This is a genomic window from Paenibacillus sp. FSL L8-0708 (assembly GCF_038009325.1).
Lineage (GTDB): Bacteria > Bacillota > Bacilli > Paenibacillales > Paenibacillaceae > Paenibacillus_AQ > Paenibacillus_AQ odorifer.
Genome location: NZ_JBBPBC010000001.1, coordinates 3,055,740 through 3,081,348, shown reverse-complemented (window position 1 = coordinate 3,081,348; position 25,609 = coordinate 3,055,740). Strand labels below are relative to the sequence as shown.

29 protein-coding genes are annotated in these 25,609 nt (G+C 42.4%); 3 read left to right on the top strand and 26 right to left on the bottom strand.

Annotation, left to right across the window (positions count from 1 at the left end):
• Positions 1-18: 18 nt before the first annotated feature.
• Entirely contained in the window at positions 19-447 is a 429-nt protein-coding gene (locus NYE58_RS14515; RefSeq protein WP_036685970.1) for a threonine/serine exporter family protein, read from the top strand.
• Positions 448-556: 109 nt separating this feature from the next.
• Here NYE58_RS14515 and NYE58_RS14510 read toward each other — a convergent pair whose 3' ends face one another.
• From NYE58_RS14510 to NYE58_RS14495, 4 genes are all read right to left on the bottom strand, one after another.
• Complete coding sequence (locus tag NYE58_RS14510) at positions 557-1,441, bottom strand: DegV family protein (protein ID WP_076129966.1); 885 nt, start codon at positions 1,439-1,441, stop codon at positions 557-559.
• A 528-nt stretch (positions 1,442-1,969) separates the two neighbouring features.
• Complete coding sequence (locus NYE58_RS14505) at positions 1,970-2,431, bottom strand: DIP1984 family protein (protein ID WP_076278056.1); 462 nt, start codon at positions 2,429-2,431, stop codon at positions 1,970-1,972.
• Positions 2,432-2,433: 2 nt separating this feature from the next.
• Positions 2,434-2,958 carry a GNAT family N-acetyltransferase gene (locus NYE58_RS14500; protein WP_254847619.1) on the bottom strand — a complete coding sequence of 175 codons (525 nt, stop codon included), beginning with the start codon at positions 2,956-2,958 and terminating at the stop codon, positions 2,434-2,436.
• Positions 2,959-2,960: 2 nt separating this feature from the next.
• Positions 2,961-4,979, bottom strand: coding sequence for a Na+/H+ antiporter (locus tag NYE58_RS14495; protein WP_076278057.1), 2,019 nt, complete (start codon positions 4,977-4,979; stop codon positions 2,961-2,963).
• A gap of 250 nt (positions 4,980-5,229) precedes the next feature.
• Between NYE58_RS14495 and NYE58_RS14490 the strand changes: the two genes are divergently transcribed.
• On the top strand, positions 5,230-5,991 hold the full coding sequence (locus NYE58_RS14490) for an MBL fold metallo-hydrolase (protein WP_076278058.1): 762 nt from the start codon (positions 5,230-5,232) through the stop codon (positions 5,989-5,991).
• Positions 5,992-6,068: 77 nt separating this feature from the next.
• Here NYE58_RS14490 and NYE58_RS14485 read toward each other — a convergent pair whose 3' ends face one another.
• From NYE58_RS14485 to NYE58_RS14400, 18 genes are all read right to left on the bottom strand, one after another.
• A complete protein-coding gene (locus tag NYE58_RS14485) occupies positions 6,069-6,704 on the bottom strand; it encodes an NAD(P)-dependent oxidoreductase (RefSeq protein ID WP_076278059.1) in 636 nt (211 codons plus the stop codon).
• Between the two features lie 18 nt (positions 6,705-6,722).
• Positions 6,723-7,616 (bottom strand): beta-1,6-N-acetylglucosaminyltransferase, encoded by an 894-nt coding sequence (locus tag NYE58_RS14480; RefSeq protein ID WP_139329833.1) that lies wholly within the window; start codon positions 7,614-7,616, stop codon positions 6,723-6,725.
• 67 nt (positions 7,617-7,683) lie between these two features.
• Positions 7,684-8,550: a VOC family protein gene (locus tag NYE58_RS14475; protein WP_076218943.1), complete on the bottom strand. Its 867-nt coding sequence runs from the start codon at positions 8,548-8,550 to the stop codon at positions 7,684-7,686.
• A gap of 154 nt (positions 8,551-8,704) precedes the next feature.
• Positions 8,705-9,217 (bottom strand): GNAT family N-acetyltransferase, encoded by a 513-nt coding sequence (locus NYE58_RS14470; RefSeq protein ID WP_076218944.1) that lies wholly within the window; start codon positions 9,215-9,217, stop codon positions 8,705-8,707.
• Positions 9,207-9,551 (bottom strand): low molecular weight protein tyrosine phosphatase family protein, encoded by a 345-nt coding sequence (locus NYE58_RS14465; protein WP_076218945.1) that lies wholly within the window; start codon positions 9,549-9,551, stop codon positions 9,207-9,209. The genes NYE58_RS14470 and NYE58_RS14465 overlap by 11 nt, the downstream gene beginning before the upstream one ends.
• A gap of 36 nt (positions 9,552-9,587) precedes the next feature.
• Positions 9,588-10,139: a GNAT family N-acetyltransferase gene (locus NYE58_RS14460; RefSeq protein WP_076218946.1), complete on the bottom strand. Its 552-nt coding sequence runs from the start codon at positions 10,137-10,139 to the stop codon at positions 9,588-9,590.
• Positions 10,136-10,894, bottom strand: coding sequence for a Type 1 glutamine amidotransferase-like domain-containing protein (locus NYE58_RS14455; protein ID WP_143759908.1), 759 nt, complete (start codon positions 10,892-10,894; stop codon positions 10,136-10,138). Before NYE58_RS14455 ends, NYE58_RS14460 begins: the two co-directional genes overlap by 4 nt.
• Positions 10,895-10,899: 5 nt before the next feature.
• Positions 10,900-11,502: a GNAT family N-acetyltransferase gene (locus NYE58_RS14450; RefSeq protein ID WP_051491425.1), complete on the bottom strand. Its 603-nt coding sequence runs from the start codon at positions 11,500-11,502 to the stop codon at positions 10,900-10,902.
• 92 nt (positions 11,503-11,594) lie between these two features.
• Positions 11,595-12,329, bottom strand: a complete 735-nt coding sequence (locus tag NYE58_RS14445; RefSeq protein ID WP_076218947.1) for a metallophosphoesterase family protein — start codon at positions 12,327-12,329, stop codon at positions 11,595-11,597.
• Positions 12,330-12,774: 445 nt separating this feature from the next.
• Positions 12,775-13,299 (bottom strand): hypothetical protein, encoded by a 525-nt coding sequence (locus NYE58_RS14440; protein ID WP_076189801.1) that lies wholly within the window; start codon positions 13,297-13,299, stop codon positions 12,775-12,777.
• Positions 13,300-13,474: 175 nt separating this feature from the next.
• Positions 13,475-13,897 (bottom strand): Rrf2 family transcriptional regulator, encoded by a 423-nt coding sequence (locus tag NYE58_RS14435; protein ID WP_076306232.1) that lies wholly within the window; start codon positions 13,895-13,897, stop codon positions 13,475-13,477.
• Positions 13,898-14,366: 469 nt separating this feature from the next.
• The gene (locus NYE58_RS14430) at positions 14,367-15,185 is read right to left on the bottom strand and encodes a hypothetical protein (protein WP_076278063.1); all 819 of its coding nucleotides are present in this window, start codon (positions 15,183-15,185) and stop codon (positions 14,367-14,369) included.
• 101 nt (positions 15,186-15,286) lie between these two features.
• On the bottom strand, positions 15,287-16,033 hold the full coding sequence (gene map, locus NYE58_RS14425; RefSeq protein WP_341002179.1) for a type I methionyl aminopeptidase: 747 nt from the start codon (positions 16,031-16,033) through the stop codon (positions 15,287-15,289).
• A 32-nt stretch (positions 16,034-16,065) separates the two neighbouring features.
• On the bottom strand, positions 16,066-17,052 hold the full coding sequence (locus NYE58_RS14420; protein WP_341002177.1) for a hypothetical protein: 987 nt from the start codon (positions 17,050-17,052) through the stop codon (positions 16,066-16,068).
• A 168-nt stretch (positions 17,053-17,220) separates the two neighbouring features.
• On the bottom strand, positions 17,221-17,847 hold the full coding sequence (locus tag NYE58_RS14415; protein ID WP_036685894.1) for an SGNH/GDSL hydrolase family protein: 627 nt from the start codon (positions 17,845-17,847) through the stop codon (positions 17,221-17,223).
• Positions 17,848-18,011: 164 nt separating this feature from the next.
• The gene (locus tag NYE58_RS14410; RefSeq protein ID WP_036685891.1) at positions 18,012-19,190 is read right to left on the bottom strand and encodes an NAD(P)/FAD-dependent oxidoreductase; all 1,179 of its coding nucleotides are present in this window, start codon (positions 19,188-19,190) and stop codon (positions 18,012-18,014) included.
• A gap of 40 nt (positions 19,191-19,230) precedes the next feature.
• Positions 19,231-19,674: a DUF1641 domain-containing protein gene (locus NYE58_RS14405; protein ID WP_036685888.1), complete on the bottom strand. Its 444-nt coding sequence runs from the start codon at positions 19,672-19,674 to the stop codon at positions 19,231-19,233.
• A 200-nt stretch (positions 19,675-19,874) separates the two neighbouring features.
• Positions 19,875-20,717 (bottom strand): DUF2785 domain-containing protein, encoded by an 843-nt coding sequence (locus NYE58_RS14400; RefSeq protein WP_076220389.1) that lies wholly within the window; start codon positions 20,715-20,717, stop codon positions 19,875-19,877.
• 221 nt (positions 20,718-20,938) lie between these two features.
• On the opposite strand from NYE58_RS14400, the gene NYE58_RS14395 reads away from it, so the two are divergent.
• On the top strand, positions 20,939-21,556 hold the full coding sequence (locus NYE58_RS14395) for a nitroreductase family protein (RefSeq protein WP_076278066.1): 618 nt from the start codon (positions 20,939-20,941) through the stop codon (positions 21,554-21,556).
• Between the two features lie 110 nt (positions 21,557-21,666).
• Here the strand turns inward: NYE58_RS14395 and NYE58_RS14390 are convergent, their stop codons facing one another.
• The 4 genes from NYE58_RS14390 to NYE58_RS14375 all read right to left on the bottom strand — a co-directional run bounded on the left by NYE58_RS14390 (position 21,667) and on the right by NYE58_RS14375 (position 25,239).
• Positions 21,667-22,287: a hypothetical protein gene (locus NYE58_RS14390; protein WP_076278067.1), complete on the bottom strand. Its 621-nt coding sequence runs from the start codon at positions 22,285-22,287 to the stop codon at positions 21,667-21,669.
• A gap of 3 nt (positions 22,288-22,290) precedes the next feature.
• Positions 22,291-23,175 carry an EFR1 family ferrodoxin gene (locus NYE58_RS14385; RefSeq protein ID WP_076278068.1) on the bottom strand — a complete coding sequence of 295 codons (885 nt, stop codon included), beginning with the start codon at positions 23,173-23,175 and terminating at the stop codon, positions 22,291-22,293.
• A 585-nt stretch (positions 23,176-23,760) separates the two neighbouring features.
• Positions 23,761-24,903 (bottom strand): DNA polymerase III subunit beta, encoded by a 1,143-nt coding sequence (gene dnaN, locus NYE58_RS14380; protein WP_341002176.1) that lies wholly within the window; start codon positions 24,901-24,903, stop codon positions 23,761-23,763.
• Positions 24,904-25,239: a hypothetical protein gene (locus NYE58_RS14375; protein ID WP_341002175.1), complete on the bottom strand. Its 336-nt coding sequence runs from the start codon at positions 25,237-25,239 to the stop codon at positions 24,904-24,906.
• Between the last annotated feature and the right edge of the window lie 370 nt (positions 25,240-25,609).

Genomic DNA, 25,609 nt, shown 5'->3' with positions numbered 1-25,609 from the left:
GAAAGAGGTTAGCCCTTCATGATTTTGCAACTTATAACCAGTTTTATCGCCGCGGCAACCTTCTGTATTTTATTTAATGCGCCTAAGCGCGCTCTACTGCAGTGTGGTTTTGCTGGAATGGTAGGCTGGATGGTGTATGTGATCCTTGATGTAGAGTGTGGGCCTGTTGTTGCTACGTTTGCGGCTACTGTAGTGGTGGGCATCGTCAGCCAGCTGTTTGCCCGATCCTTCAAAATGCCGGTTATTATTTTTAGTGTAGGCGGTATTATCCCACTTGTTCCGGGTGGTCTTGCTTACGATGCTATGCGTAGATTTGTGGAAGAAAACTATAATCTGGCTGTAGAAATCGCTGTTCGGGCATTAATGCTCTCTGGCGCAATTGCGGCTGGACTGGTGCTGAGTGAAGTTATCGGACAAATGTTCCGCCGTCGTGCAAGCAAAGCATAACCTTCTTACAACGTCATCTCATAGATTCAAAAAAAAGAAATCGTCTCTTGGTATAATGAGGATCATCCGTCCCTCTTCCAAGAAGCGATTTCTTTGTTTACTATCCTATCTACACAAGTACTGCTACAGGTTCAACCTCCGAATAAATACTATTGATCCGGTTATTTTTAATCCAAGAAAGTCCCACGGTACCTTCACCCGCATGAACAGCCACGGCAGGAATGTAAGTCATAATCTCCGTACGTAAATCAGGCGCCATCTCTTTGATGTCTTCTTCTAGCTTCAGCGCCATTTCTAAATTATTGGAATGCATGATGCACACATCGCTAACAAGTCCAGCATCCTGTTTAAAGATATCTAACAGCGCCTGCTTCGTCTTCTTCATCGTGCGGATTTTTTCCACAACAATGACCTTGCCCTCGTCAAAACGCAGCAGCAAATTTATCCGTAGTAATTGACTAAGAATTACCTGTGTACCAGAAACACGCCCACTACGGTGAAGCTGGGACAAGCTTGCAGGAATTAAGTAGAAGGACATATTTTGAATGATATTCTCTATCTTTTCTTTAATCTCTAGGCCAGTAAAGCCCATCTTGTGCCAATGAATACCTCGCGTAATCATTTCCCGAATCGGATAAGCGCCAACCTTGGAATCAATTCCAATAACATTAGCTTCCGCTATTTCAGCACCTTGCATGGAAGCATTGTATGTTCCGCTAAGCCCTGTCGAAAGATGCACCGCGATAATCTCATCATATTCTTCCTTCAACCGTTCGTATAACTCGATAAACTCACCGATTGGCGGCTGTGAGCTGCCTACTTGATCATGCTGACGCATTTTCTCATAGAACTCATCGATCGTAATATCTATATTTTCTTTATAACACTCGTTGTTAATAATCAGACGTAAAGGAACAATATACACATGGTTGTTCTTGGCGAATTCAGGATCGATTGTACATGTACTGTCGGTTACCCAGGCAATTGATTTCATGGTCACTTGTCACTTCTCTCTTTCATGAAAGGAATAGTAGAATGTTTGAAGAGACAAGGGCCACTAAACCTTCTCGGCCAATGAATCACTCTCTCATCCTGTACAATCAACTTACGAATAGACCAGCGGTTTAGGAAGTCCTCGTGCGTATTCGTAAATTATACAAGATAACGAGCGATAAGATAGGCAAAACAGGCCGATAATGCAAATTTCATTCATCTTTTTTCAACTTTATTCGACATTATTTCACATTATCTATGACGAATATACCTATCCTAATAGAGCCAGTTCATGTTATGTAAAAGCCTAACCACAGCAAAAATATCCCCGTCCCCACCCTCACCGTTCTTACATAAATCAGCGCTTGGTAGTTACATTAATAGGTACTCTTTACAGTTGTTACAGTACGGGGCTAAGTTATGATTGGTCAGATATGGCCCGGCATCTGTCAATTTGTCCAACTTTCCCTGTTGGCGGGTTGCGCTCGCCTTTATAAAGATCAGTTACCTTCTGCTGTGATAAAGCTTTTTATGGTGTGCTTAAGGCTACCGTCCAGTTTTTCTCCTGAATTTTAAAATCCAACTCGCGATAAGACTTAGACAGTTCATCAATCCGCTTCTGAATCTGAGCGACATCCACCGTTCTCTGGAAGCGAACCTCAGAGCGGCTGTACCGATCCTGAGTGATCGAAGCTTGCTCAAGCAAATCGCTAAACAGCTTCCGCAGCTGAAGCATTTTATCCCGTTCGGCTAGGGCATCGGCAATACTCCAATTCTCATTGAAGGCAACAGATGAATTCGTTCGATTAATCGCTCGAATCAAAATCGTCTGCTCGTTAACAGCTATTTCTAGCTCATGCAAAAGAGCCTCCGGCTGCTCTGCCGGATCTTCCCCCTCCTGCACCTTAACGACCCGATCGAGCCGCTGCTTTAGCTGCGCGATTTTACGGGTAAGATCACTTCGGTTCACTAATGCTTCCGCAAGTTTCATCTTTAAGTTCCCCCTAAGATTTTCTGATAGCTGGCGATATCCAGTCTTCGACCAAATTTACAGCCAATCTCCTTGAAGTAGGCACATTGTTCATATCCATTCTTTGAGAAAAGCTGGCGACTGCGTTCATTCTCTGCGCAAACGGTAGCTACTAACACATGGAAATCCAGTTCGGCAGCTCTCTTTTCAATAAAGCGTAAGGCATGCTGTCCTATTCTTTTACCCACACAAGCAGGTTTCAAATACACACTGATCTCCCCAGAGCTATCATAAGCCGGCTTACTCTTATGTCTAGCAATCAGAACATAGCCCTGAATAACATTATCCCAGGATAATATAACGTATGATTTGAACCGCGGATCATCATTCATCACTGATTGCCGCATTTCGTCCAAACTTAAAGGCTCGGTATGAAAAGAAACCGTAGTGTTCAGCACATAATAGTTATAAATATCGAGTACATCCGACAGATGCTCTTCGCGAATTTCAGTGAATAACAAACTTTCTCCCACTACTTTGTTCAACACAGCTAATCCTCCCAAATGGATGTTTCCAAATGATCGACGAACTTGCGTAATTTACCGGCTAGCTTGCGGTTAATGGTTCCATCCTGATACATTTGCTGCACCTTATCCCGTTGCTCCTGAATAGCTTTCAGTTTCAATTCAAGCTTTTGATCATCAACAAGACCATCCTTTGTCCAGCCTTGACCCTGCTCGAAGCGTGCGATTAGTTGCTCATAACTGCATGCAACCTTCTCTACTGCTTTTCGGTTGTTCTCATTCATACTTGCATTAACAGCAGCTATTGCTGCGCGGGACATAGAAATCTTAGCTTTTCTTGCACATTCAGCCTGTTGCAGCATTTGTTGGCTAGCTTCCCGTTCGTTTTGTCCTGAGAACATCCCCGCAAATAGCCTTCTAATCTCTGTAAGGGATAATCTAATTTGAGAGTTGAGACTTCTGGCTAAGAAAACTTCACTATGATCCAAGAATTCTTCCATTTTCTGAGCCACTGAGGCAGGAATCTCATTGTTAGTAAGCAATCGGGTCAGCTCTTTGCGTTCAGCATGCAAGCCCACTATCCTTGCTTCAACCCCAAGCCGACGGAGTTCCTCAAATGCCGGATCGTTCGCTTGATCCTCGCGGTTCAGACTATAAACCTTTTCTCTGAATTCACTCAAAGCTGGCTGTGCGGAATCCTTGCTCTCCTCCGTCATCATACTTTGAAGCAGCGTTATCCCGGCAGCAACGACCTTAGATTTGGCCGCCTGTTCAACCTCAGTGTCCCCTGGTTCGGCAACCGGCTCTTCTTTACCTGCGAGAATTGGTAAAAAGATACTAGCGATCAGCAGCGACATCAGAATCACACCCGCAGCGATAAAGATAATTAGATCACGTTCAGGAAAAGGTGAGCCATCTCCTAACACAAAAGGAATCGAAAAGGCACCGGCTAAAGTAACCGCGCCTCGCACTCCTGAAATAGTCAGGATTAGCATGGACTTAATAGACGATTTTTCCATTTTTTGCAGGCCGGCGCCAGCCAGGGAAAATACATATACCCATATAAAACGCAGCACAAAAAGCAGTAACGTTATCGCTAATACATAACCAATCACCATAAGATTGTCCACCGCTGTATCCCGGTAGATCACTTCAATAACATCTGGAATCGACAATCCGAGAATAAGGAAGACCAAGCCATTCAAGATGTAGAGCAGCACAGACCATGTACTGGCGGATACCAGCTGTAGCTTATACTGTGGCGAAACTGCACGATCCTTCTCGACCGCATGAATTATCCCTGCTGCAACCACAGCTAAAATGCCGGATACCCCTATTTCTTCACTAATCAGATACACAATGAAAGGAGTCAGGATTTGCAGCAGCACATGTACTGTGATGTCCTCCATCCCCAGTCTGCGGATAAATACACTGAACCGAATCAGGAGGAACGCGAGTATTGCTCCGACAATTAGCCCACCTAAAGCGATAATCACAAAGCTAATGGAGGCTTTCGGCAAAGAAAATATGCCTGTAACAGCTGCTGCAATAGCGAAGTTAAACGCAACAAGACCAGAGGCATCATTCATCAATGATTCGCCCTCTAGAATACGATGAATACTCTTGGGAAGATGTACTCTCCCAGCGATTGCGCTTACCGCCACAGCATCTGTCGGCGATAAGATCGCTGCCAGCGCAAAAGCAGCTGTGAGTGGAATGGTGGGGATCATCCAGTTAATGGAATATCCAGCGATAAGCACTGTAGCAAATACCAAGCCTAGTGCCAGCATTAAGATTGGAGCCCGCAGGTTCCATAACTCATTTCTCGGTGTTCGCTTTCCGTCATTGAACAAAAGCGGAGCAATAAATAACACGAAAAACAACTCTGGCTCCAGTGACATATGTATTCCCAAAGGCAATAGTACGACCACTACACCCAAGCCAATTTGTATTAAGGGTATCGGCACGAAGGGAATGAATCGGTTTATGATGTTGGATATTGCGATAAGCCCAAGTAGGACGAGTACAACCAGAAATGTCTCCAAACCACATCAACTCCCTTTTTTATATTTGATTATTATATCGCAAAGCTTTAGGCAAGGGCAAAATCTAGCAAAAGATTCTTAACATTAAAATCCCCTACAAATTCCACAAAAATTCCATCAGATACATATTGACATAAATATTTATTTGTGTTATAATTAAATATTTATCTATTGTTTTTATTTTCAGTTTTGAGTAATATATGCATTAGCCTCACGGCGTCGCTCTTATTATCAATCACGGAGGGATATAATGTACATTGCTCAAGGAATAGAAATGCTCGAGATTACAGCGCAGGTTATGGGTGGAAAAGACACGATTTACCCCACGCTACTCTGGGATGAACATACCGCCGTACTCGTCGATACCGGATTCCCGGGTCTACTCTCTACTTTCAAAGAGGCTCTAAAAGAAGCACATGTGCCTTGGGAGAAGCTCCGTATCCTTATTATCACGCATCAGGATTTAGACCATATCGGTTGCCTCCCTGCCCTATTGGCTGATGAAGATCTAGAGCTTACAGTTCTGGCTCATGAAATTGAGCAGCCTTATATTCAAGGAGAGCGAATGCTCCTTAAGCACACTCCTGAAGCTTTAGCGGCGGCAGCGGCTATGATCCCAGCTCATGTACCTGAGGAATGGCAGCGTACCTTCCTCTCTGTATTAGCCCATCCTCCTAAAGGAAAAGTGGATCAAACGCTTGTGGATGGAGAAAAGTTACCTTTTGCCGGTGGAATTACGGTGATCCATACCCCAGGCCACAGCCCAGGGCATCTCAGTCTTTACCATCATGATAGCCGTACACTTATTGCCGCCGATGCCTTGACCGTTCAGAATGGCGAGCTACAGGGTCCCACTCCTTCCGCCACCCCTGACATGGAGCTGGCTTTGGCCTCTCTGAACAAGTTCTCTGAGTATGAGATCGATACGGTCATTTGTTATCATGGCGGACTCTACCGCGGAGATGCAAACAGACGTATTGCTGAACTAGCAGAAGGAAAAGGAAAGCTGTAATGATACAAAAGAAGACAGAGCCTAAAATCCGGCTCTGCCTTCTTTTTTCATATATAATCGTTATTTTTCATTATCACTTAAGACTCTGAACCCACCGTAAACCGTTCACGAATATGCTGCGGCTGTTCGATTTCATCGACAATAGCAACGGCATAATCTTCGTAGCTGACATAACTCTCGCCTTTGGAGTTCACCAGAAGATTATCCTTACCTTTTACATAAGAACCCGTTCTTGTGCCGATGGCAAAATTAGCAGATGGGCTAACAAAGGTCCAAGAGAGTGCATCTGTCCCTTGCAGAATCTCCAGATTCTTGGCTTGATTCGTCGCTGTTGGCTTAATAAAGTCAGGAAAGTCATTCGTATCCACTACTTTAAGCGTTTTGGCTTCATCTACATAAAGACTTCCTGCACCCCCAACTACAATTAATCTTGTATCGGGCGAAGCCTTCAACGCTTCAATAAGCACATTCCCGGCATCCACATGCAGATGTTCTTGTCCAAACGGCGCACCAAAAGCATTCACAACCACATCGAACCCCTGCAAATCTTCAACGGTAAGTGCAAATACATCCTTTTCAATGACATTCGCTTTACTATTTGTTACTTTAGATGCATCCCGCACAATCGCTGTAACTTCATGACCTCTATCCAACGCTTCCTGCGTAATTCGGCTTCCAGCTTTTCCACTTGCTCCAACAACTGCGATTTTCATATGATTGTCCTCCTGAGTTTACGATGTTTTCGCTTTAATATTTATATCAAGGAGCTCCTGAACGATGGTTCTATCGATATCGAGATCAAATTTTCTCCCCCAAAAGCATTCCGTGCCCCGTTGAGTGATCCGATCATAGTCTTCAATCGTTAGCGTTCTAGGATAATCCGGTCCTGTTTCCCAATCTGTATACCGCTTAATTTCATTCAGCACATGCATCTTATAAACACTATTCAAAATTATCGTATGGAAAAAGATTTCATCTCCACATAAAGTGTTCCTAAAAAATCTGACGTATTCCGGAGAGCTTTTTGTAAAATCCAAGATGTATTCCATACATCCACCTGTAATAGACATCCAGTTTGAGCCTTTATATAAACCGTTCGGCAGAGCGCTTAATCTTCTTTGCAGAAACGGAACGCTCATAATTAGTTTAATGTACCTCATTCGGATCGCTGTCATACGCCGGGTCCTTGAGATGAGGAATCTAGGATAGTAAACTGAGACCCGCTCGTAACATCCCCAAGTTTCCGCAGCATTAGGCAGCTGCAAATACTTCACAAATTCCTTACCTTCATTCCCCTTAAAGAAATCTAGAATCACTTCATTCGAAGCCAGAGGCAGATCCTGACCGCTTAGAATGTGAATATAATTGAAATCCCCATGTTCTTTGATCAGCGAAAAGCACTTCAAAATGCATTCAATCTGGCTGTAATGCCCCCACTGCACATCAATAGGCTTTTCCACAAAATGAATATCGTTACGATGAATAATGTCAGCTTCAATATTACTTTTCTGATCGACATGCAGGAAAAACTCTACGGACTCGTTAGTTAAACTATCAATTAGCAAATTGATCTGCTCCGGATTCTTATGACAAAGAATGATATACGCCATTTTGAATGCTTCCAACAAACTTCACCCTTCCGCCCACCTATTTCCAATATTATAAAATAAATGGACGAAAATGGATATATAATTATCTCTCTAAAACAAGTCTGATTCCAATGTTCCAAGGATCTTGGAATGTAGGATCTCCATTCACTTCTGTAACTGCGTAACCAGCCTGCCGTACTCGCTCCACCACAGCGTTGCGTTCCTCTTCATTCGTAAGAATTAAGGTAAAATAATCAATCCCCACAGTATCAGCTGGAGCCGCAGGTGCGCCCTGTCCAGCCCAAACATTCAGCCCGATATGGTGATGATAGCCACCAGCAGAGATAAACATAGCAGCACTTCCATAATTAGCTGTTAGTTCAAAACCAAGCAAATCGACGTAGAAGGCTTTCGCCTTATTTAAATTCCCCACATGAAAGTGTACATGCCCAATCACTGTTCCCGCTGGCAGCCCGTTCCATGATAAACCTTCAGAAGCTGCCAATAGTCCATCTACATCCACTGGATCAGTGGACATCATTACATGCCCTTCCGCATTATATTTCCATTCACTCTTAGGACGATCTCGATAGATTTCAATCCCATTATTATCTGGATCCTGAATATACAACGCTTCACTGACCAGATGATCCCCCTGCCCCACTTCAATCCCCGAAGAGATCAAATTGCGCACAACCAATCCAAGGCTAGGACGATCTGGAACAAGGATAGCGAAATGATACAACCCAGCCACAGAATTAGGGCGGATCACCCGCGCATTTTCAATCTCCCGCAAAATCAATAACACATTCTGACCGTCAGCGGTCATTTCAACTTCGCGGCCAGTCTGCCGCAAAACGCTTAACCCCACAACATTCTGATAAAAGGTGAGCGAACGCTCCAAATTGCTTACTCTAATCTGCACCAGACCGATCTGAGTGTCTGGTTGAAGTATTGTTTTAGTCGTCATTATAAATTCCTCCCAATCATGCTGTAACTGTTTTAGTTACAAATTAACTATCTTTAGTATAGTTACCTTCTATATGTTTGTCAATTACCTATAAAAAAATCATGTCGACTGGTTCACAGCCAAACATGATTCACAGGAACATATAATAAGTAATTCAAAAAAAGGTTTCCGGGTATTTCAACTCTCCCTTAATCCTCTGCAGTACGCCTTCCTTCAGCTCACAGACCATAAAGACATTCTCCGGTACCGCGAATTGTTTCAACTCCAGCCCATGTAGCCCTGCGGGTTGAAATCCGAATCTTGGATAATATTCGGGATGCCCGATCAAAAAGACAAGCTCATATCCGAGCGTTCTACATCTTTCTAACCCTTCTTGGATCAGCGCCTTGCCGATTCCTTGCTTCTGAACGTTCGGCAGAACAGCTAATGGGGCTAACGCAATCACATCATATAACTTCTCCCCATCTTGAACTACAGCCTTACTTAACAGTAGATGTCCTACAATCTCATTATCTTTTTCCGCGACAATCGAGAGCTCCGGGATAAACCCCTGCGAACTTCTAATGTTTTCGACCAACTGCGCTTCATCTTCCCGATCACCAAAAGCCTTAACATTCACTTGAAATACTTCATTATAGTCTGCCACAGTTTCTGCTCTAATTCTCATTTTTGTTGCTCCATTCCAGTAAATATTCGGATACACTGGATTCCAAAAGGCCGATCAAATCTTCATCCATATACTTATAGTCATCAGCTATGTTCAGGCAAATTATTTTTTTGCCCCTTACACAGTCTCTAAATTTATCTTGAATTCTTCGAACATGTTTCTTCTCCATCACAAAAATCACATCCGCCCAACCCAAATGCCCTTCAGAAATTTTAATTCTGGCATGATCTTCAGTCCCTGCTGATCTCACTTCATGACCATCAATTCCTTGAAAGATCTTCTCCGCAGTTAGACTCCGCCAGCGATTCTGGCTGCAGACAAACAGTAGTTTAATAAGTGCACCTTCCTTATCCGATTGTTAAAAAGATATTTATTGTCTCGCCTGCTTCGTGTATTCAATCAACCAACAATCTCTTAGCTCTCCTTCATGTTGTTCGTGCTGTTCAAGGTATTTCTTCTTCACAAAGCCAATCTTCTCGTATACTCTAAGGGCTCTTTTATTCCAGGCTTGCGGGTCCATGACAATTTTATCCGCCTGTTTTGCTTCGATAAGATAATTAACCGTTTCTTTAATGAGTCGCGAACCCATTCCTTGATTCCATAAATCAGGCTCGCCAATAAACTGGTCCATCCCAAAGATTTGACCTTCGAATCCCACGTAGCCGTACACCTCTAATTCTTCATCATCTATAAGATAGAACTGGAGATAACCTATATCCCGCTCCTTGTATTGCACAATACACTGCGTAACTTCGGCTTGCTCGTCGTAAAAATGCTCCTTCACCAGCTCCAAATCATGCGGGCGATCACGACCTTCATAGAACTCCAGTACAACGGGGTCTGAGAGCCATTTTACAAGTAATGCGGCATCGTTTAGCTCAAGTGTTCTCAGTCTGATCTCTTGCTTTTCAAAAATAATCATAACGCACTATACAGTTCATAAAGAGGTCTGTAGCTTGGATGTTCTTCTATTTCCGTTACGACAACACCTTGCTCGGAGTCAATCACACGGTAGGCTTTAGCTTCTTCTCTGGTCGACATCACTTTATATTCCTTATCTTTATAGATGATTGCACAATTGTTATCCACCGCGATTCCAGGCAAACCTCCACCTTTAACCATGCGTGTAAAATCTTCAACCCGAATATCCTCATTATAATGCGGACAATGAATGCCCGGCAGAATCCCCATGGCTTCAAGCTTGATATACTGCCATTCCCCCTGATCGTCGAACGCCTCAGAGTCACTATGCCCATATTCAAACCAACAGATGGAACCTGCGCTAAGCCCGGCCAATACGGTTCCAGAGGAATAAGCTTCTTTCAAAAGCGTATCTACCCCTGTATTTTTCCAAATCTCCAGCATCTTTCGGGTATTGCCTCCACCAACATAAATCAAATCAGCAGCTGTAATTAAATCTGTAATCTCATCATGAGTGTAAGTTTGGCTCACAAGCAATAAGTGACTTGTTTCACATCCAAGAATATCGCCATATACTTTGCTAAAAGTATCACAATATCCCGGCGCATCACTACTGGCTGTTGGAATAAATAACGCCTTCGGCTTAGCCTTTTGAGTTAGCTGCACAACTTTACGATCAATTTCCAGCGTTTCAAGCTCGATTAACTCTCCCCCGCCAATCACTACGATAGTGCCCATGATTTCCCCTTCTTTCACTAGGATTACATCCTATTGCTCACTCTTGGCTTACCGATGCTTGCAAAATATTCCTCTGCCAAAATGCTGTAGATCTCCAGATCCACCAGCCCTTTACCTGACCATACATGCGCCTGCCTTAACGTGCCTTCTTTCGTAAAGCCATTTTTCAAAAGCACCCGCTTCGATCGTTCATTAAAGGGCATAACCTCAGCTTGAATTCGATTGACTTCTGCAGTCTCAAATAAATATTTCACCACTAACTGAATGGCCTGAGCTGCAATCCCTTTTCCCCAATAAGGTTCCGCCAAAAAGTAACCGATCGTCACCATATCCACCTTTTGATTAAAATCCATAACTTCGATGATACCTAGCAGTATGTAAGGGTTATTTTTGAGGAAAATCCCCCATTTCACTCTTACCCCTTTGGTAAAATCACGTTCGAAATGACCGATCATATTCTTGACTGTATCTTTATTATGTTTCGGAATAATTCCACAGTACTCAAACACTTGATCATTGCTATATATCCCAAATACCTCATTAAGGTTGCTGACTTCAATCTTTTTCAGTAATAATTGCTCGGATTCCAAAGTAGGGAATTGCTCAAATACGTGACTAAGCTTCAATTTGTTCCCTCCATTACTTTTTGATGGCTTGGATCAGGGTTGGATTAGGATTGCAGTTTGACTTTTTGTATCCTGTATTACCCCTTCCTTTATTACCCCCGGACACTTCCCCTGTACTGCGCGGTTCTAAGCTCACGAATATAGGGCTCTGCAGCTGGCATATCTGCCTCAACGGCCTGTTGAACGGCTAACTCGATGTCATAAGGCACTCTTACAAATTGCATATTCAAAGGAGCCGCTGACACTCCCATGTATTCTCCCTCCATAATCACATAAGATGCCTGGGTTAGATCAAGCGGATTCCCCACACTGCCTACGTTAAATAAAGTCTTGCCTTCTAAATGTTGAATAAAAGCATTATGAATATCCCCGTAACCTACGATATCCGCTTGTCGTTTCTCCTGGCAGAGATCAGAATAACCAAACAAAGATAATCGCTTTTCATAATCATCCCAAGGTTGAACACGTTCATACAGGCTTCGTGGCGAAGCATGAAATAACCGTACAAATTTACCACTCATCATAAACTCAATCGAAAACGGCAACGTGCTTAAATAAGCTAGGCGCTCTTGACCTATCAACCCGCGGCACCACCGAGCCATCTCAAAATCAACATCCTGATTCATTAAATCATCCCAGTTCCCCATAACACTGATTTCACAATTCTTTTTTATGATATCAAGTGCAAGATCTGAGTTCGGTCCTTTTCCAACAATATCGCCTAAACAAAACACCCTGCTGATTCCCCGCTGCTGGATGTCATCTAAAACGGCCGTAAGGGCCGGTATATTTCCATGAATGTCTGAGATTATTGCAATTTGCTCCACTGTAGAACCTCCGTATATATTGATCTTTAAAAAAGTTACTTATCCTAAAACTAATTGTACTGCATCAGCGGCTGTTGCTCATTTATAGGGCATTTTTGCCCTTCTTTTCGCTCATCCATCGACTGTTGCTCGTTTATAGGGCATTTTTGCCTTTCTTTTAGTTCATCCATCGACTGTTGCTCATTTATAGGGCATTTATACCGTACATTCCACCATTCCAGCTACTTCAGCCCATTTCAATGGCATTTATACCGTACATTTCATCATTCCAGCCACTTCAGCACATTTCAACGGCGTTTATACCGTACATTTCACCATTCCAGCTACTTCAGCCCATTCCAACGGTATTTATACCGTACATTTCATCATTTCAGCCACTTCAGCACATTTCAACGGCATTTATACCGTACATTCCACCATTCCAGCTACCTCGTTCTAGTCACACTTAATCTTTTGTAAACTTTATGGATTGTAAAATATCCTCTATCCTCTTCATATCTTCTTTATGTACTTCATCCACACTATAAGGGAACTGCACCATAAATGACATTTCCGGTGCCTCAATAACGTAATAGATAGCTTTTCCTTTACTCCCTTCCTCTTCGAATACTTCAGTTTCGTACTTTACGGACTCTAACCCGCCTAAACTAGCTTTACTTTTTGTCAGCTCCGCCCCGTTGTTGTAATTCGTTTGGGCATCCTCGAGCCATTTGTTGACAAGCTCCATGTCCTTAGGCTTAAATCCAAAGAGCATTACTCCCGGACCTTTAAGTCCCTCAGCAGGTTTATAATCAGTCGTAGAGACTATCAACCATAATGGCGCTCCATACTTCTCAGTTACAACCCAATCATCCGGATAGTTAAAGGTGATTCCAAAATTAGTATCCTCGTATTTAGTGGTATCCTTTGATTCATTACATCCGGTAATCATTACTATAATTAGTAGTATAGGCAGTAATTTCTTTAACATTCTTTAGCTCTCCCTCAATGTATGTATGTATATTATCTTTAATCCGGCTTCTAAATACAGATTCTATATTCTCTCTTACTTCCCTTCTTTGACCATAAACCTAATTAAGCCAAAAAAGACCAGAATCACGTTTTCACATGTTCTGGCCTTACTTCTAAGCTGTGATATGGAGGAATCATAGTTCTGGCATTTCATTCACAATCTGTTCCAATGTAACCTCCTGGAGAACATTCTCCATTGCTTTTTGGGCGAGTGAGAACACAGGTACAATTGCACTGGCTATATTCTTGCCAACAGGACAATCTGGATTAGGGTGCTCATGTACAGAAAACAACGAGTCCTCTTCCACCGCATTAACTGCCTTATAAATCTGCAGCAGCGTAATCTCGGATGCGCTACGTGTAAGCGAAGCGCCTGCGACTCCGGGGCGTGCATTTACTAGTCCTGATTTTTGCAGCATACTCGTAAGCCGACGGATAACTACAGGGTTTGTGTTTACGCTACCAGCTATCCACTCCGACGTGCTTTTGCCTTCTTTATTGCTGTCAATCAACGTTAATATATGAATGGCTACCGCAAATCGGGTGCTAATATTCATGGAAATCTCTCCTTCTGCCTTGCTGCAAAACATCCTTCAGATGCAACTATAATAGTTACATTTCATGCATTTGTCAAACTTTTGAGGATATGAACAACTTATAATCTATCAATATCCTCCATATAGATTATTCCTCAATATGACACATATCATTGAATCCTACATCAAGAATTCAAGAACTACATTTACTTTTACAGTAAATAGAGTAATAATTTTGAAATGATTAAATATAGATAGGTTGGTGCATTTTAATGAAAAAAGATCGTTGGGACATATTTATAATAATAATAGCTGTCTTTGAATTTATTAATATAATGTACAGTTTAATATTCGAACAATCCATAGAGTGGTTTTCTTTGATTATATTAATTCTCTTTGTTTCTTTAATTGTTAATTCTAATATAAGTAAAAACAAAAAAAATGATTAAATACAACTGCCAAATGGCACTCGTATCCTAAGTGTCTTTTCCTATCTTATCTTATCGAATTCCTTTAGGATCTCAGCCACCTGGGCAGCATATTTTTTACTCAGACGCGATTTGCCAAGATTACTCTTCACAATCTTAAGGATTCGGGCATCTCGGCTCTTTGCAAATCTCTCCAGCATAACAAAGCCTTCTTCAGGCTCATTCGCCACAAATACACTCAAGCTGTATTCAAGTCCCTTAGATAATACACGAAAATGCTCAGCGTCCTCATGTTGCGCTCCCCCACCATCTATACTCTCCATGATTCGGGCAGCCAACTGAAGACAATACAGCGTATTTTCTTTCTTTTTTAAAAGAGGAGGATGCGCTAATGCTGCTACAAAAGCCCGCTGTTCAAGCCTGTTCGCACCTTTCTCCCACATGTCAATCAGCTGCCTGAGCAGGGTGAAATCATCCTCCCCTATAATTTGCAGCGCCATAGCAGACGCTTCACGCACCCTCCATCGCGAATCATTCATAGCTGTCTTAAAGCTGTTTTGAATCACTACTTGCTGTTCTTCTCCAGCGTAACTGTAATAAGCACCCAACGCCCTAACTGCACAAAACGGCAGAAACTCACGGGGATCATTCACCCCAGCTTCAGCTTCAGTAATGTCAGTCCAAGAGACGAGCAGCTTCCAGCCTGTATCTGTTAGATTAGGATGAGCGAATTGTTTGGCAAAATGGTCTGAGAGCTCCAAATTCACTCGTGGTCCTGGGAGTTTACTCTCCTGCATCATCAAATCACTAAGCTGTACCCACAGCTCCTTATCGTTTATCCATTGCTGAAACGGCACTTCAATCATCTTTTGCTCAGCCATCTCTGGTCCCTCCGATAGTTATCTTCAGATTCGAACGATTCCTTGCATCGCGTATGCGGGGCACAACCTATAAATAATAAGGTCTGTTCGCACACTACTCTTTATGCCTTAGTCAGAATAATAGGCTCACCTTTAGTCACGATAATCGTATGTTCAAACTGCGCTACCCGACCGTTATCTACAACACTTAGCGTCCAGCCATCCGATTGCTGCTCCACATAGTCCGCTCCAGTCGATAGGAAGGGCTCTATTGTAATTACTTGTCCTTCCTTCAGCACCGTGGTCACTCTCGGATTATAGAAGGGTAGAATTTCAAAAGGCTTCTCATGCAGTGATTTGCCAATTCCATGGCTGCACAGATTACGCACCACTCTATAACCGCGTTTCCGAGCTTCTAGTTCCATCATTCTGCCGATCTCATTAACCTTCATTCCTGCCCGCAGATGATTGATCACACTCATCATGGTTTCCTCTGTACTCCGGCATAAACGCAGAATATCATCGTTATAGGGCGGCAGTTGAAAAGAAATGCCAGCATCCCCATAATACCCATTCAGCTCAGCAGAGACATCAATGTTGATCAAATCGCCAGCATTAATCACTCTTGGGCCCGGAATACCATGAGCAACCTCTTCGTTCACACTGATGCAGGTGCTGCCCGGGAAATTATAAGTTATCTTCGGGGCTGAGGATGCTCCGAAGCTTTCCAGAATCTCAGCTCCAATAAGATCTAACTCCGCAGTCGTCATCCCAGGGGTTACTTTCTTTTTCATCTCGGCGATGGTGTGGCCCACCACTTTTCCAATAGCTTTTAACCCTTCTAAATCTTGTACCGTATCACTTGTCATCCAACACACATTCCTCTCACTTCATGAATTAATCATTTGTCCAGCCTCTGAAATGCACTCCCTACCCACTGAAAAGTATCTTCCACTTGTTTGCCTGCTGCGTTATCGTAGTAACTTCTCTTGAAGCTATGCTCATCAACTTGATCCAGCTTTATAGAATACCGCTCAGGACTGCTGATAAACAGCTGATTTTCAGGTTTAATAGGCAGTTCTTCTATCACGTTATTTCTTCTGAGTGTAAAAAGCTTGTAGAAATAACCGTTACTCGTTCCATATTGTCCGATCGTAAAATCGGGATCACCGTCTCCATTATAATCCTCAAACTGAAGCTGGAAAAAATCATTAAAGGTCTGGGCAAATTGATCATTTAACGGATAGCTACTCAGTGTTTTTCCATGCTCGTCAGTCACTACTAGCCTAAATCGGCCACTCCAGTTTCTTCCAGCTAACGGACTCGGTGTAGTCCAATCTTCGCTATATGTCCCCTCTAGCAGTTGCAGATTTAAAAATCCCGCTCTCCCTGTGACCGGAGACAGTTCATTATGTGATAGGGTTACTGGACCTGTTACCTCGACAGAAGTCTCCACAGGGTCTGCCTGTTCAATGTTCTCCGTATCGATTGTTCCATAAATGAGCTTTCTTAACTGGTCAGAGTTTTTTACAGGAATTGTGTAGCCCTGACTGCTGTTCTCTGCTGTAGTAAACATCCCTTCATGTCCAAGTTGATCTCCAAGCGCTATGTAATAATCTTCCGAATAGCCGTCCCCATAAACAAGCTTCATTTCAAATTCCGGACCCCAATCCAGATCATCAGAAAATTTCTTACTCTTGTTCATAGCCTCCGCAAGTGTCTTGATCAAAACAGAATCCTTTAGCGTTAAGCTCTCTGAGTGCAAAGGACGATCCGCTTGTTTCTGATCACTCGTTGCCACGGGTGTCAACGACACGCCTTCGATCCATCTGGCATTGATGAAGCCCAAATCACTTTTACATCCGCTTAACACTACGACCAATAACAAAGGTGCTATCCATATTAACCGCCTAATGCGAATCGCCTCCAATACATAAGCATATTCCAATTATAACAGTGTCTATAAATATATAAAAACGACTTTATGAACACGCGATTAAAAAAAGACTACAACCTGCTTATTAAAGCGTGGTTCTAGTCTTAAAATGGCAATTGATTAGATTGCTCCCATCGTTTTGAGCCAAGCATCCGCAATAAGTGCATGACCTGCAGGAGTAGGATGTACTCCATCATATGCCCAGTAAGCCGGTTCTGCTTTTACGGAAGCCGCTGCAAAAAGTCCATCTAGCGGAACCAGCGGCGCCCCATATTCACGTGCCAGCTCGCGGACAATATGAATCTTAGGATCAAGATCCTGACGCCAAGTTCTACGATCTTCCGGTACAGGCAAAACAAAAGGCTCTATAAGCACTAATTTAGCATCCAAAGATTTCCGAGTGCGTTCGATCAGGTCCCGATATGAAGCTTCAAACTGCTCGGGAGTGGTTTCTTCACCAGAATCAAAACGCCGCCAAGTGTCATTAATTCCAATATAAATGGACACCCAAGTCGGCTTCAAATCCAGACAATCCTTATCCCACCGTCCCTGTAAATCAACAATACGGTTGCCACCAATACCACGGTTAATAAAAGTAAGATTCTTCTCTGGATATAAATACCCCAGACGAGCGGCGACCATCATTGCATAACCTACTCCAAGTGATGAAGCGTCTTCATGATTACGCCCCCAGTCTGTTATGCTGTCCCCTTGAAACAGAATGACATCGTTTTGTTGGAATATCATAAATGAAATCCTCCTCTAACTACCTCTGTTAATATAACCCAATCTATTATATCAAATACAATGAATACAGCCTACTGTGAAACATCAATAATGCAAACATTTCACTAAAAAAACAATAACAAAAACCCCGCTCAGATTTGAGCAGGGTTTAGGGTTAAACTATATTAGTAAGCTAGGCTGAACAATCCTTTAATGTGGGACAAGTAACGGATATTACTTGCTTCCTTCATTAGAGTTGCAGGCAATCCTTTTAACGGAGTAGAACTTGCACCAACGATGGCAACACCGTCTTTACGGCCTAAGCTAGCAAGTGTACCAGAGTTGATTGGGCTAAAGCTTTCAAACGATTTATTTTTCAAGAAGGCATACAGATTGTATCCGATCAATTCACCCATTTGCCAAGCAATTTGCGCAGTTGGAGGGTAAGGACGTCCGTCTTCTGCAAAGACCACCGCGCTGTCACCAGCAACGAATACATCTTTGTGGGAAGTGGATTGCAAGAATTCATTCACCGTTGCACGACCTCGGTTAACTTCAAGACCCGATTCGCCGATGAGTGGATTTCCTTGTACGCCACCAGTCCATACAAATGTGTTAGCAATAATTTTTTGACCGTCTTTCAAGTCAATCGCATTGCCTTCTACATTCGTAACAGGAAGACCTGTCAGGAATTGAACACCACGTTTCTCCAAGCTTGCTACAGCACGTTCGATTAATGCATCTGGCAATACTGGAAGGATTTTAGGACCTGCTTCAACGAGCATAAGCTTAATTTCTTTAGGATCAACGCCATATTTTTTAGTAAGTGTAGGCAATACATCCGCGATTTCACCAACAAGCTCAACACCTGTTAAGCCGCCGCCACCGATCAGGATGTTTGCATCTGCTTCATTTTTCGATTTCGCATATTCACGAATACGATCTTCAATATGTTGATGAATTTTGTTAGCATCTGCAGCTGATTTCAATACCATACTGTATTGTTCAAGCCCTGGAATGCCAAAATAAGCTGTAGTGCTGCCAAGACCTACAACAAGCGCATCATAAGTAAGTGTCACACCATCAGAAAGAACAATTTGTTTGTTCTCCACAGAAAATGAATTGACCTTCGCGATTTTCAGGTCAATATCTTTCCCTGCGAAAAGCTTAGTTAGAGGCATAGCTACAGCACCCTCTGCAACACTACCTGCTGCAAGACGATGCAATTCTGTAATGATTTGGTGGGTAGGATACTGATTAACTACAGTAATTTTAGCTTCATCTTTTTTGAGATATTTGCGTACGGTTAAGGCGCTTAGTAGACCACCATAACCTGCTCCTAGAATGACAATATGTTTAGACATGATGTTTCCTCCGTCCCTTACGTATAAGATATGAAAATGATTATTTCTGCTTACTGCGTTCTCCAGCAACTTGAAGGTATGCATTTACGAAACGGAAAAGCTTTTGCGCTTGCGGATCTTTCAACAACTTCATAAGACCAAAAAGACCAATAACTTCGTTACTTTCATTCGCACGATCTTTTGCTTCGATCACTGTAGCTGCCATATTCTTCGCGGAATGCACTACAGGTTCAGCAAGTTCTTTAATTGCACTTACCGTATCACTTTTCAAGACATCATCCGCTGCGACAGTTTGCACAAAGTCATAGGACTTTGTAAGCACGCCAACAAGCTCAGTTAATTTTGGCAACTGTTCCACCAAGACTGTTAATGATTCCTGAACTTCTGGTTTCAAGAGCTGCTCAAGAACATCCATTTGTTCCTTGCTAACAGCTACTTTTGGTGATTCTTGTTCAGGTTGTGTTTGAGTGATTGATTCTGACATATCCAAATCTCCTCTGCAATAAGCTTTGCTGCTTAATAGTAATGAAAAACATAAGAACTTTTAACGCCATATTTCTATTATAGCACTTATCAAGTTATAAATGTCACAAAGTTTTTGAATTTCCATAAAAATTTGTGATTTTTATTACATTATAATAAATTATTTAAATTACTAGTGTTAATTAAAACCGTTTGAGTGAATTAATGTACAAATTCATTCAAATTCTTCTCAGTTTTCAATAAAACCTCCACAATGTCCATATTCTTCTCTGTTAGAAGTAACCTGAAATAAAGAGAACGCAGGAAGTTCTTTGTATTTATTCGTGTCACGTACTGGCTGTGGCTTCTAGGCCAACTGCCACATTGCGCCAAGTTGAGAATCCAATCGGTTATAGACTGCTGTGGAAGTAAATGATGATCGATGATTGTAACTATAATAGTAGCAATCCTTTCATCTTCTTCTTCCCTGAATATGTATTGATCGTTATAAAGCATCTTTTGAATAACTGCCAGAACCTCTTCCCGCACCGCGGCATCACTCTCCGAGCATAAAACCAGCTCATCCAAGGCGTCTGCGCCATGGGCTGCTGCGTGTGCCCAGCCTTCTTTTTCCATATAACCTCTTAAGTCCCGTTCTTCCTCATAATAACGAATCAAACCCTGCTTCACCTTTATAAATTCAGAGCTATCCAATATAGCCGTTTCCCTATGCCGCTGGAGAATAAGAGCAACAACCAATACAGAAAATGTTCTTGCATACACCGTCAGATCTTCTTTATTCCCAATGTGATAAAACAGATGCTGCTCGTCAAGAAGTATCCACAGCAGTTCACGAAGCTCCGCGTCATTAAACCAATGTTTCTCATTAATCCATTTGTAGAATGTGGAATAAATCAATTCATCACGCAGTACAGGCTCGGGATCTCCTATATGCTCAAGCATCAACTTCACATAATCCTTTATGTCCTCTCCACTTCTAAGCTCGTAGTCATTCTCTTCTATTCTTTGCAAATCTATCATCAATTGTTCTCTACTATTAATCAATTTATCCACCCTTTCATCCACTGTGTTTCTACATATCCTAATATCCTAATTTATGTCCTATTTTTTGACAACAGGGTATTCAAGATTAACTTCAATAAATTTTATCATTGACGAATTTTTTAGGCTGTGTTATTTTGAGTTAGTAACATTTAGTTAGTTCATTTACAAATATCAGGTGTTGATATTTTACAACCGAATACATACACAACGGAGGAATACTTATGAGCGCTTTTACAGACTTGATTCAGTCACGCAGATCCGCTATGAATTTTGTGGAAGGGGTCATCATCCCTCAGAATGAATTAGAGGAAATGTTCTCTTACGCCAGATTGGCACCATCGGCCTATAATCTACAGCATACAAATTACAAAGTGATATCTAACGAGAGTTTAAAAGAAGAAATTCGCGAAGCGGCTTACGGCCAATATAAAATCCATACTGCTTCAGCAGTTATTGTAGTGCTGGGAGATAAGCATGCTTATCAGCAGGCTCCAGAAATCTATGGCGGGCTTAAAGCTTTAGGAGCGATGTCACAAGAGGAATATGATGAACAAATAGAGATGATTAACAATGCTTACATTGATAATCATGCTTTTCAAAGAGATGAAGCAATACGTAATGCCTCTCTCTCGGCCATGCACTTTATGCTGATCGCCAAAGATAAAGGCTGGGATACCTGCCCGATGATCGGCTTCGATGCTGATGCTATCCAATCCACCTTGAATCTGCCGGATCATATGGTACCTGTTATGCTGATCACGATCGGCAAAGACAAAAAACATAAAATCAGACCCCGCGGCTACCGTAAGCCAGTCAACGAATTCGTTGAATTCATCTGATTATAGATACAGCAAAACGTTCCATCCGAGGCAAGTAGCGGGTGGAACGTTTTTTAATTGGAACTCATCATGAAGATAATGAACCGTGTGCCCGATATACAAGAGGGGCTCTACTTCGCATATTGTAAAATGGCTATAGCTGCTCTTTCCCGTCGTTCGGAGTCATCACAAATCAAAGCATCTTTCAAAATATTAAGCGCCTTAGAGAGTGTCTCCTCATCCAATTCCAGCGGACTATTCACTTCTTGTTCATTAGCAGAAACACCTGTAATCCACAGATCCAAGCGAGCACTTGGTTTAGGACCATTATATTGTACAACCGGTGCACTTTGGTTAAATAACTCCCGCACGCCTGTGTTTAGTTCAGAAATCGGCACACTTTTCAACCACGTCACACCACGCCGATGGCATGTGCCCTCGTCAACATTATCAGTAAACTCGTTGTAAAAATAATCTCCGAGGTCCCCGAGATGTACCCAATCTCCATCGGCCACCAGCACATAATCTCCATCTTGCATCGTATGTACAAATAGCTGAAGGGCTTGCAGATGTTGCGTAAGCTCCAACTCACTATATTGGTATGTGCCAATCAATCGATCACGAAGTTCCTCTGTGGTTAGATTCTCCAGATCCCCTATTCCGGGATAGCCGATACTCACATAATTATCCTCCAAAAATGTGCTGATCCGCTCAATCCCCAGTGGCTTCGATCCCATCCGAAACAGATTCATATGTCATTCCTCCAAATACTTAATAAAATGCTTGTAGTAGCCCTTGGATTTGGGAGTAACAAACCGTCCATCATTCGCAGAATCCTTCATTAGTTTATGAAGCTTCGGACCTCCAGTATAGGGATCTACTACGCTAGCCTTAAGTCGTGTCGCTTGGATTGCCTTCTGAGGACAAGAATAAACACAACGCATACATAATAAACAATTTTGATTGAAAACAATTCCTTCTACGCCGCTACTAATATTGGATGTTGGACAGTTTCTGACACATTTTAAGCATAGTGTGCAAGCGTCCGTTGTACGCAATCCTTTGGCGAAGTATTTTCCCCCTTGGTGTTCCTCACAATAATATACTGTTCTCAGAACCCGCTCCAACACAGGGTGAATCGGCAGATTTCGCGGTGTCCGCTTTACGATTTCCTCTGCAAACAATTCCACCTTACGCTGTGCGGCTTGATACAACTGCTTATTCAACCTGTCATCATATTTAATATAAAAATTACATGGCATCGCCAAAATCGAATTGTGAAAGGGATTATATCCCTTCCCACGCAAAGAACGAAGCACCGTATTCGAAGCACCGTTATTGATATAGTGTGGAGAGGATGCCGTTTTGAATACAAATGCCGGGGTTCCATTACAATCAGGCAGCTGTTCTGCAAAACGTTCAACAAAGCCGGAGGCGCCAAAGCCTAGAACCGGATGACCAATACCTATAAGATCATAGGCTTCATATTCTACAGAACGAGTGCCTTTAAAAATATCTTCCACTCTAAACAAATCTACGTCTTGCCCTTTACTTCTCAGCCTTTCAGCAAATTGCTTAGCAATAATCTCCGTATTGCCCGTACCTGAGAAATAAAATATGGCCGTCTTTGCATTATGCATTCCATCCCCTCCCAGATCAAATATACCTCATTCCCGTCTGGGAAAGCTGTGAAGTTGAGATGGGTTTTGGCTAATTCGGACTCAGTTGCTCTTATTTCCATAATTCCGCTCATTTTGCCACACTATCGGACTCAGTTGCAGCTATTCGCTCAGATGCACTCCTTTTCTGCACAAATCATGGGCAATAAGAGCTATACAGTCCGAAACTTTCGCAAAATGAACCCATATGCTGAAATAGCTGCAATACGGTCCGCTACGATCTCAATCGAGCAAAAGGTAGTTGGTTTCGAGATGTAGGCGGCTAAGTTTGGGACGTAGACGGCTAGGTTGAGTAATAGGTAACTAATTTCGTGCACGGAGTAGATAGGTTGAGCCATAGGTAGCTAATTCCGCACGGTGTAGATAGGTTGAGCTATAGATAGCTAATACCGCAATGAGTAGATAGGTTGAGCACAAGACAGCTAGTTTAAGCAATGGGCAGCACGTCTAGGATCAAATTTGGCAGGTGGCGTTCTTTTCAGCAACTGTTCGGACTCAGGCAGCTATTCACCCATAACTACTCAAATACTGTACATTAACAAATCCTCAATCATGCGTCCTCACAGGAGTAATTAAAAAAAGTGTGGACGAAGATGCGTCCACAGGCAGGATCACCAGCGGCCTTTCTTTTCCCGCGAACCTGATTCTAAGCGTCTCACTATCGATCGCCCGAAGGATGTCCCTGAAATATTTTCCGTTAAAGGCTACTCGAAAATGATCACCTTCCAGATACTCTAAAGGAATCTCTTCTTTTACATCCCCAATTTCTGCAGTCTTGGACACTAAACTTAACGTGTTAGAAGGAAGTACGCTGAGCATAACACTCTCGCCAGCCAATATAGAAATACGTTCAACCACATGTAACAAACGGTCTTTCTTAACAATCACTTCGGAGAGGTACGCTTTTGGGATTAAATTATTGACAGAGGGATAAGTTCCTTCTAAAAGAGCAGACTGAACCCTCAATCCATTAGAAATAAATCTGATTTGCTTGGGGCCTATTTCTAAATCGGTGCTGCTGTCTGCATCATCGTTTAATATTTTTAAAAGATCCTCCAGGGTGCTGCCCGGGATTACAACATCTAAAGGAATTGCTCCGTAATCTTCTACGCTTTCAACAACATGCTGGGCGAAGCGGATGCCATCAGTGGCGACTACACGAATATTTTGCTTATCTATTTGAAGCAAAACTCCTGTGAGCACAGGTCTGGTTTCCGATGAAGAGACCGCAAAAACCACTCTTTTAAATATTTGCTTCAGGAGAGTGTTCTTCATGCTTATCCTTTGAATGTATGGATGGTCTATGTATTGGATTCTTGGAAACTCTGCCACATCCGTTCCACATAAACGAAATTGAGTGCTCCCTGATTGAATATTTAAAATCAATGACTCTTCGATTTCCAGCCTAATTAGTCCAGGATCAAGCTTACGAATGATCTCATAAAAATAACGCGCCGGAACGACGATCTCACCTGTGTTGTGCACAACCACCGAATCCATTTTCACAGGGAGCTTATATTCAATGGTCATCCTTATATTGCTGGCTGTTAATATCAAACCCTGAGTTTGCGCTTGAATAAGTATTCCTGATAGAACACGTGAGGAACTATTCGCGGATATGGCTTTTAATGCTGCCTGTAATGCGGTAGTAAATGAATCTTTTGATACATGGATTAGCAAAGACTTCACCTAACTCTCCTTAGATTCCTTTACAAAATGCGCCTCAATGATGTTCCGAAATACTTGGGAGCGAGATGCGTTCTGATCCGCGCAAGCCTGCTCTATCTCCTGCCAAATGTCCTCAGATAATGTCAAAGATACCTTTTTGGTTACACCAGTGCTTTTTCTACCTGCACCTTCCCGAAGACCTCCCCTTGTAAAAAGAAACCCCAACTGCCCGTCTTTAGTGGCTACACCTACTTTGACTTTATCCTCGTTGTTACTTGAGCTATCGCTAGTGACTTTATCTTTAACTCCGCTAATACTGCTCCCCTTTTGTTCGCCCTCGAATTTATGATCACCCAATCCCTCACACCTCCATATTTGAATTTAGTAACTTAAATCAATATATCTACTAATTTCATAATACCATAATCGCCATTAATCCACCACAATTCTAAACACAAAAAAACACCCCAAAGATCGGAGTGTGCGGTGCGGTGGGCATGAGTTGGGTATGAGTTGGGTATTGCAACGTTAACCCATGGATTTTTTATTTTGCTTAAAATCGTTTGGGAATGTATGAGTTAATTGCACTTTATACAACTATAAACAATACATTGTGCTGCCCGAGCGAAATAAGTGTATTCTCTGCAACTAAATTCAACGATATTAACAAATAAGTGTGAAAAGACTTCTTTTAACTGCACCAAATGCAACTAAAAGTGACTAAGCT